This window comes from Pararhodobacter sp. (assembly GCF_034676075.1).
GTDB lineage: Bacteria > Pseudomonadota > Alphaproteobacteria > Rhodobacterales > Rhodobacteraceae > Pararhodobacter.
In genome coordinates this window covers 1-4,104 of record NZ_JAUCCQ010000203.1, presented here as the reverse complement: position 1 = coordinate 4,104, position 4,104 = coordinate 1, and the positions used below count along the sequence as shown (strand labels likewise).

The window sequence follows — 4,104 nt, the reverse complement described above, 5'->3', positions numbered from 1 at the left end:
TGCAGGCGCGGGTCGAAGTGCTGCGGGCCGAGGGCGAGGATCTGCCGGACCTGTCGGATACCGGAATTCTGGCGCGGGGCGAGGAGATCCTGCTGCCCTTCCTGACCAAGGTGCGGAGCGCCGAGGATCTGAAGGCGCTGGACCTGACCGAGGCCCTGCGGCAGGCGCTGGACTGGGAGCAGCAGCAACGGCTGGACCGGCTGGCGCCCGCGCATTTCGTGACGCCGCTGGATCGCAAGGTGCCGATTGATTACTCGGGCGGCCAGCCCGAGATTGCCGTGCGTCTGCAGGAGATGTTCGGGGTGACCGAGCATCCGGCCATCGGGCCGAAGCGGTTGCCGTTGAAGGTGACACTCCTCAGCCCCGGGCAGCGGCCGGTGCAGGTGACGACCGACCTGCCGGGGTTCTGGGATACGTCCTATGCCGATGTAAGGAAGGACATGCGCGGGCAATATCCGCGCCACCCCTGGCCCGAGAACCCGCGCGAGGCCGATCCGACGCTCAGGGCGAAGCCGCGGAAGTAGGGAGGGGTTTCGCCCTCGGGTCCCTCGGGCGATCGGAACCGGGGTGCCGCCGCCCCCAGAGACCGTGAAAGGCGGGGGGCTGCCGCCCCCCGCACCCCCTGCTTCAAGGAGGGTTTTCCACCCTCCTTGAAAATCCTCCCGAGGATATTTGGAGAACAAAGATGACACGGGGAGCGGGCGTCGTGTCATTCGCGATTTCCCCCGCCGTGCGACTGCGGTAAACCCGGTTCATGACCGATACGCCCCCCGAAGAACCCCCGATCGAGACCCCGCTTGACGCGCCCCTGGCCGAGCCCCTGCGCCGGGCCTTGGGCGAGCGCTATCTGCAATACGCGCTGTCGACGATCATGCACCGGGCGCTGCCCGATGCCCGCGACGGGTTGAAGCCGGTGCACCGGCGGATCCTGTTCGCCATGCGGGAATTGCGGCTGACCGCCAGCGGCGGGTTCCGCAAATCCGCCAAGATCTCGGGCGACGTGATGGGCAATTATCACCCCCATGGCGATGCCGCGATCTATGACGCGATGGCCCGCCTCGCGCAGGATTTCAACGTCCGCTATCCGCTGGTCGACGGGCAGGGCAACTTCGGCAACATCGACGGCGACAACCCCGCCGCCAGCCGCTACACCGAGGCCCGCCTGACCGCCGCCGCCGAGGCGCTGCTGGAGGGTCTGGCCGAGAACGCTGTCGACTTCCGCCCGAACTACGACGGCACGCTGGAAGAGCCGATCGTCCTGCCCGCGGCCTTCCCGAACCTTCTGGCCAATGGCTCGTCGGGCATCGCGGTCGGCATGGCCACCAACATCCCGCCGCACAACCTCGATGAACTCGTCACCGGCTGTCAGGCGCTGATCCGCAACCCGGATCTGCCCGATGAGGATCTGGTCGAGATGATCCCCGGCCCCGATTTCCCCACCGGCGGGGTGATCGTCGAGCCCCGCGCCTCGATCCTCGAAAGCTATCGCACCGGCCGCGGCGCCTTCCGCCTGCGGGCGCGCTGGAATGTCGAGGATCTGGGCCGCGGCACCTGGCAGGTCGTGGTCACCGAGATCCCCTATCAGGTGCCGAAGTCGAAGCTGATCGAGAAGCTGGCCGAGGTCATCCAGCTGAAGAAGGTGCCGCTTCTGGCCGATGTCCGCGACGAATCGGCCGATGACGTGCGCATCGTGCTGGAGCCGCGGTCGAAGAACGTCGATCCCGAGCAGATGATGGGCATGCTGATGCGGGTGACGGATCTGGAGATCCGTTTCTCGCTCAACATGAACGTGCTGATCGACGGCCGCACGCCCAAGGTCTGTTCGCTGCGCGAGGTGCTGCGCGCCTTCCTCGACCACCGGCGCGAGGTGCTGCAACGGCGCTCGCAGCACCGGCTGGACAAGATCGACCACCGGCTGGAAGTGCTGGAAGGCTTCATCATCGCCTTCCTCAACCTTGACCGGGTGATCGACATCATCCGCTATGACGAGGACCCCAAGGCCGCGCTGATGCGCGAGGAATGGGACCGGAAATTCAAGCGCGCTACCTCCGAGGCCGATTACAAGACGCCCCCGGCCTCGGACGGCGAGCTGACCGAGATTCAGGCCGAGGCGATCCTCAACATGCGCCTGCGCAGCCTGCGCCGGCTGGAGGAAATGGAGCTCAGGCGCGAGCGCGACGAGCTGATGAAGGAACGTCAGGAGCTTCAGGACCTGCTGGACGATCCCTCCCGGCAATGGACCCGCATCGCCCAGGAGCTGGAAAAGGTGCGCGACCAGTTCGGCATGGGCACGCGTCTGGGTGCCCGGCGCTCGACCTTCGCCGAGGCGGCCGAGGCCGAGGTGCTGGCGCCCGAGGCGATGATCGAGCGCGAGCCGATCACCGTGGTCTGCTCGAAAATGGGCTGGATCCGGGCGATGAAGGGCCATGTCGCGCTGGATACCGAGTTCAAGTTCAAGGACGGCGACGAGGGCGCCTTCGCCCTGCATGCCGAGACGACGGACAAGATCGTCATCTTCGGCTCGAACGGGCGGTTCTACACGCTGCTCGGCGCCAACCTGCCCGGCGGGCGCGGCATGGGCGAGCCGGTGCGACTGATGGTCGACCTGCCGAACGAGGCGCAGATCCTCGACCTCTTCGTGCATCAGCCGGGGGTGCGGATGATCGTCGCCTCGACCGATGGCGACGGCTTCCTGGTGCCGGGGGATGAGCTGCTGGCCCAGACCCGGGCGGGCAAGCAGGTGCTGAATCTGCGCGAGGGGGCGCGGGCGCTGGTCTGCAAGCCGGTCTCGGGCGATCACGTCGCCTGCGTCGGCGAGAACCGCAAGATGCTGGTCTTCGCGCTGGACGAACTGCCCGAGATGAATCGCGGCAAGGGCGTCAGGCTGCAGAAGTTCAAGGACGGGGGCCTCTCGGACCTGACGACGCTGACCCTGGCCCAGGGGCTGAGCTGGAAGGACCCGGCCGGGCGCACCCGGACCGAGACCGACCTCGGCGAATGGCTGGCCAAGCGCGCCACCGCCGGACGCATGGCCCCGCGCGGCTTCCCGCGCGACAACAAGTTCTAGGCATCCGGGGGGCCCGCCCCCCGGCGTTGCCATGAAACCCCTGATCCGCTAAGCCTTTGCCGACGAGGAAAGGGATTCCCATGGCGATTGCGCACTTCCTGACGAAAACCCTGGCCCCGCTGGGCCTGGCGGCGCTGATCGCCGGCTGTTCGGCCAGTGGCGAGGACGTCGGCGTGATGCGTCCGGAACTGGGCGATTTCCGGCTGTGCTACAACATCGTCACCACCAATGACGCGGTGCAGGGCCCCCTCTCGCGCGAGGCCGATGTCGAGGTCTTCGCCGACCGGATCCGCGACGAGATCGACCGCCGCTTCGGTCGTTACGAGGGCAGCCGCCTCTATCACCTGGCGCTGCATCTGGATGCCTATGTGCTGGCCGTGCCGGGGATCCCGCTGGTCGCCTCGCCGCGCTCGGCGCTGATCGTCTCGGCCAATGTCTGGGACGATGCGCTGGGACGGCCGCTGAACGAGGAACCCGAGCAATTCACCGTGCTGGAAAGCGCGGGCGGCTCGGCCATCGTCGGCTCCGGCCTGACGATGAGCGCCGAGGAACAGATGACCATGCTGTCGCAGAACGCGGCGCTGAGGATCGAGACCTGGCTGGCCGAGCATCCCGAATGGTTCACCCAGCCCGAGGACCTGCCCGAAACCCGCGAGACCACGGGACCGACGGCGCCCGCCCCGACCCCGGCGGCCGCACCCACCGCGCCCGGCACGACCGCGGCCGCGGCGGGGGGCGGAACCGGGGCCACCGCGGCCTGCGGGCGGCGCTGACGCGACGTCGCCCCGGCCCCGACCCGGCAGGCCGGCGGGCGGGGCCCCGGGACAGGCGGAATCTCGGCCCGAAATGTCCCAACCCGCTTGATTTTTCCGGTTTCGGCCAGTAGGACGCGCGCGACGCGGCCCGCCGAAACGCGGGGTAATCCCCGCCGCGATCGACACCTGAACGGGCGGGGTCCCCCCGCCGCGCCGACCTAGACTCGAGGAGAAGCCATCATGGCGAAGGCAAAGTTTGAACGGACGAAACCGCACGTTAAC

3 protein-coding genes are annotated in these 4,104 nt (G+C 68.2%); all 3 read left to right on the top strand.

What is annotated here, in order from left to right; all coding sequences use genetic code 11:
• Window positions 1-524: ATP-dependent helicase C-terminal domain-containing protein (locus tag VDQ18_RS23090; protein ID WP_323023202.1), on the top strand; the 524-nt coding region annotated here is incomplete at its 5' end.
• A 230-nt stretch (window positions 525-754) separates the two neighbouring features.
• Window positions 755-3,067 (top strand): DNA topoisomerase IV subunit A, encoded by a 2,313-nt coding sequence (gene parC, locus VDQ18_RS23085; RefSeq protein WP_323023201.1) that lies wholly within the window; start codon window positions 755-757, stop codon window positions 3,065-3,067.
• Between the two features lie 80 nt (window positions 3,068-3,147).
• Window positions 3,148-3,840: a hypothetical protein gene (locus VDQ18_RS23080; protein ID WP_323023200.1), complete on the top strand. Its 693-nt coding sequence runs from the start codon at window positions 3,148-3,150 to the stop codon at window positions 3,838-3,840.
• Window positions 3,841-4,104: the final 264 nt, after the last annotated feature.

Bases quoted from the DNA above. Each gene is read 5' to 3' on its own strand.
- parC (WP_323023201.1), top strand. From the start codon at position 755: ATGACCGATACGCCCCCCGAAGAACCCCCGATCGAGACCCCGCTTGAC.
- VDQ18_RS23080 (WP_323023200.1), top strand. From the start codon at position 3,148: ATGGCGATTGCGCACTTCCTGACGAAAACCCTGGCCCCGCTGGGCCTG.